5 protein-coding genes are annotated in these 3,995 nt (G+C 67.3%); all 5 read left to right on the forward strand.

Translation table 11 applies throughout. From position 1 onward, the window contains the following. Window positions 1-634 precede the first annotated feature (634 nt). Window positions 635-973, forward strand: a complete 339-nt coding sequence (locus VKA86_13540) for a hypothetical protein (GenBank protein ID HKK72236.1) — start codon at window positions 635-637, stop codon at window positions 971-973. A gap of 250 nt (window positions 974-1,223) precedes the next feature. Continuing rightward, window positions 1,224-1,565, forward strand: coding sequence for a TM2 domain-containing protein (locus VKA86_13545; protein HKK72237.1), 342 nt, complete (start codon window positions 1,224-1,226; stop codon window positions 1,563-1,565). Between the two features lie 31 nt (window positions 1,566-1,596). Next, window positions 1,597-2,022 (forward strand): TM2 domain-containing protein, encoded by a 426-nt coding sequence (locus VKA86_13550; GenBank protein HKK72238.1) that lies wholly within the window; start codon window positions 1,597-1,599, stop codon window positions 2,020-2,022. 99 nt (window positions 2,023-2,121) lie between these two features. Beyond that, window positions 2,122-2,655 carry an HD domain-containing protein gene (locus tag VKA86_13555; protein ID HKK72239.1) on the forward strand — a complete coding sequence of 178 codons (534 nt, stop codon included), beginning with the start codon at window positions 2,122-2,124 and terminating at the stop codon, window positions 2,653-2,655. A 115-nt stretch (window positions 2,656-2,770) separates the two neighbouring features. After that, complete coding sequence (locus tag VKA86_13560) at window positions 2,771-3,922, forward strand: exonuclease SbcCD subunit D (protein ID HKK72240.1); 1,152 nt, start codon at window positions 2,771-2,773, stop codon at window positions 3,920-3,922. Window positions 3,923-3,995 lie beyond the last annotated feature (73 nt).

Genomic DNA, 3,995 nt, shown 5'->3' on the forward strand with positions numbered 1-3,995 from the left:
CGGGCAGCTCATGAGCCCGGTGGCCGGCGCGACCAGGCGGAGGGCCGCGTCACGCAGCGGACGAGGGGTGCGGGCGAGCGTGCGGTCGCTCGCGCGGTAGAGGTCGCGGATGCCGATCATGGGGTTGCCTTTCTCGTGCGGGTCGAGGTCGAGGCTCGTCGTACTGCTCGTCGTCGTGCCCAGCGGCGCTCCCGGCGATGCGGGGGCAGCGTGCGCATTCCGGATGTGGGAGACCGCCGTCCGGTGCGGTGGGAGATCCACGTTCGACGTCGCGCGCGGCGAGACGTCGAATCGAGGATGCACCGTTGGTGGCAGCGATTCGTGAGGCCGACGAGAAGCCTCGAGGGTCCGATGTCCGTCACGTGATGTCCTTCAGGACCTGATGTCGGGAGCCAGGGAACACCTTGAGGCTTCCGATCCTTCCCCGTGAAGGAGAACGAAGGCGAAAGTCACAGAGTCGGGACGAAGAAGAAGTGCAGGCGGTGGGATCCTCGTGCATCGTTCCGGGCGAAGGAACGACATGGATGTAGGTTCACACCCGTGAACCGAAGACGTCGCTCATGATCCCCGTCGGAGCGAGGGGTCGGGGTTGGCGTCATCTTCCCATCGTTCCCCACGCCCTCCGACATCCCCGATGAGCGAGACCAGAGACCGGATCCGCCGCGCCGGTATCCTCCTGTTGATCATGACGGCCATCACCCTGACCGGCTGCGCCGGCGAGTGGGAAGCCGAAGTCGAGAGCACCACCAGCTGGAGCGGGTCCTTCGACGGCCGGACGGTCGACGGCCGTGGCGATCGCATGATCTCCGTGGGCCGCGACGAGGTGACGTGCGTCGTCGTGCAGAAGGACACCCGGAGCGGGTCCCTGCGGGTCCGACTGCGCCGCGACCACACGTTCATGTTCGACGAGGAGACCGACTGGAAGTCGACGACGGCGGAGTTCGGCGTGGTGACTGTGTGTTCGGACGATTGAGATCGGGTTTCCGGGGGGGCGGCGTCGTCGGTCCGGTCGCGCATGGAAGCAAGCGGTCGGTCGAGCGCCTCGCCGTCGATCACGGTTCCGTACCGTACGTCGACGTAAACGAGATTCCACTTCTGACGACTTTCGAGATGGAGCACGCGACCGTGCTCCTCCGGGGCCGACGGACTCCCCGATCCGCCGGGAGTTGTCGACCCGTAGGCCGACCACATGGACGCCGTCAGGCAGAAAGTCAGAGGATGACGTGAGCTCGCTCTATCACAAGCAGAACTTGACTCCCCAGCAGCTGCAGTTGTTCGAGTCGGAGATGTCCGACAAGCGCAAGTCCAGCGGGATCTCCTTCGTGCTGTGGTTCTTCCTCGGTCTGTTCGGGGGCCATCGTTTCTACCTCGGTCAGGTCGGACCGGGAGTTCTGATGTTGCTCACCGGGGGCGGTCTGGGTCTGTGGTGGCTGATCGACCTGTTCCTGCTCAGTGGCATGGTGAGCAAGGTGAATGACCGGACGGAGGCCGAGGTGCTCCAGAGCATCCAGCTGTACGACCAGGCACAGAAGAATGAACAGGCTCCGGAGCTCGTCGGGGCCTGAGGACGTTGCGAATCGCAAGGGGCTCTACCGGGTGAAGGTCACGATGAGAAAGGAAGACCTCAGTCGTCGAGAGCTCCTGCGATTCGAACTCGAGAGTCGCGAGGGACTGCCCACCCCCGAGGTGACGTGGATGCTGTGGGTTTTCTTCTCGGCATTCGGTGCTCATCGATTCCATCTCGGAGATGCGAAGCACGGAGCTGCGATCCTGCTCGGTACCGTCGGCGCCGTCGTCTGGGGAATCGTGGCACTGATCGAATCGACGCGAACCGGGGTTGGTGCCGGATCGTTGGCAGGCGCGTTCGTTCTCTTCGTCGTGTCGGTCGTCTGGAGCTGGGTCGACGCCCTGTTCATCAATCGTCGTCTCAGGAGCATTCGCTGGAAGAGGGAAGAGCAGACGCTGAAGGCCATCGGTGCAGATCGGGGGCACATCCGAAACTCGGTGCGTCGCCAGGGATGACGTTGGCGCCGATGACCGCCGCCGTGGAAGTCGGTGGCTCGGTGTGGCAGACTCGACGTAAGTGATCATGACTCGCGCACTCGCGGAGGCACGGCCATCGTGCAGATCAGTCATCAACTCGCGAAGATCTTCGAAGCCCTCGCCTTCGCCGCCGACAAACACCGCTTGCAGCGCCGCAAGGACGCCGAGGCTTCGCCCTACATCAACCACCCGATCACGGTGGCCCGGATCCTGGTCGACGAGGGCGGCGTGACCGATCTCGACCTCGTACGCGCGGCCGTGCTGCACGACACCGTCGAGGACACCGAGACCACCGAGGCCGAACTACGCGACCGCTTCGGCCACCGGGTCGCCGACCTGGTGATGGCCGTGACCGACGACAAGAAGCTGCCGAAGGCCGAACGCAAGCGCCTGCAGATCGAGCACGCCGCGCGGCTGTCGGACGACGCGAAGGCGATCAAGCTCGCGGACAAGATCGCGAACGTGCGCGACGTGCTCGCGAATCCGCCGGCGAAGTGGCCGGAGGAGCGGCGGCGGGAGTACCTGGAGTGGGCGAAGGCCGTGGTGGACGGGTTGCGGGGGGCGCATCCGGGGTTGGAGGGGGTGTTCGATCGGGCGGTGGAGGGCGGATGACGGCTCGCGCCACCCACTTCCGCCGCGGAAGTGAGCCTGGCACTTGCCGGCTTCGTCGCCTGCTGCCAGGATGCGCGGCGCATCACCCTGGTCGCCTCCATCCACACGAACCACCATGCGCATCCTCCACACCGCCGACTGGCACCTCGGCCGTCACTTCCACCACGCCAGCCTCCTCGACGACCAGGCCCACGCGCTGGACCAGCTCGTCGATCTGGCCACCGACGCGCGCGTCGACGTGGTCGTCGTGGCCGGCGACGTCTACGATCGCTCGGTCCCGCCGGCCGATGCCGTCGGGCTGCTCGACGACACGCTGCACCGGCTGACCCGCGACGTCGGGGTGCCGGTGGTGGTGATCGCCGGCAACCACGACAGCGCCACGCGGCTGGGCTTCGCCGCGCGGATGGCGCGCGAGGGCGGGCTGCACCTCTACGGGCCGCTCGGGGCGGCGACCGAGCCCCTGGTCCTCGACGACGCGCACGGGCCGGTGGCGCTGTGTCCCCTGCCCTACGCCGATCCCGCCGACGTGCGGCTGCACACCGACGACGACACCGTGACCTCGCACGATGCGGCGCACCGCACGCTGACCGCACGGCTGGTACGCAAGCTGCCGCGCAACGCGCGGACGGTCGCGGTGGGGCACTGCTGGGTCGTCGGCGGGCAGGAATCCGAGTCCGAGAGGCCGCTCACCGTGGGCGGCACGGGGCAGGTCGACGCCGCGCACTTCGCGCCCTTCTACTACACCGCGCTCGGGCATCTGCACCGACCGCAGACGATCGGCGGGGACATCCACTACTCCGGGTCGCTGTTGAAGTACTCCTTCAGCGAAGCCACGCACCACAAGTCCGTGACGATCGTCGAGCTCGACGCCGAGGGAACGCCGTCGCTCGAACGCGTGGAGCTCGCGCCGAAGCGCGACGTGCGGATCCTCGAGGGCGCACTCCAGGAGCTGCTCGCCGCGCCCGATGGCCACCGCGACGACTACCTGCTCGTGCGGCTGACCGATCCGCACGCGATCCTCGATCCCATGGGAAAGCTGCGGCAGGTGTATCCGAACGTGCTGCACATCGAACGACCCGGCCTGCAGGGAACGGCCCGCGGCCAGGGCACGGCCACGCGCGAGCAGCTGCGGCGCAGCGACGAGGAACTCTTCCGCGCCTTCTACGAGGACGCCACCGGCGACGACTGGATCGACGGCGCCGACACCGCGTTCGAAGCCGTGCTCACCGAGCTGGCGCGCCGCGACGACGACGGAGGCGCGCGGTGAAGCCCCTGGTGCTGACGATGGAGGCCTTCGGTCCCTATGCGGGCACGCAGACGCTCGACTTCGCCGAGCTCGG

Source organism: Candidatus Krumholzibacteriia bacterium (assembly GCA_035268685.1).
Classification (GTDB): Bacteria; Krumholzibacteriota; Krumholzibacteriia; order JAJRXK01; family JAJRXK01; genus JAJRXK01.

What these genes read in the sequence shown, in the direction of transcription:
- VKA86_13540 (HKK72236.1), top strand. Translation starts at nt 635, where the DNA reads ATGAGCGAGACCAGAGACCGGATCCGCCGCGCCGGTATCCTCCTGTTG.
- VKA86_13560 (HKK72240.1), top strand. Translation starts at nt 2,771, where the DNA reads ATGCGCATCCTCCACACCGCCGACTGGCACCTCGGCCGTCACTTCCAC.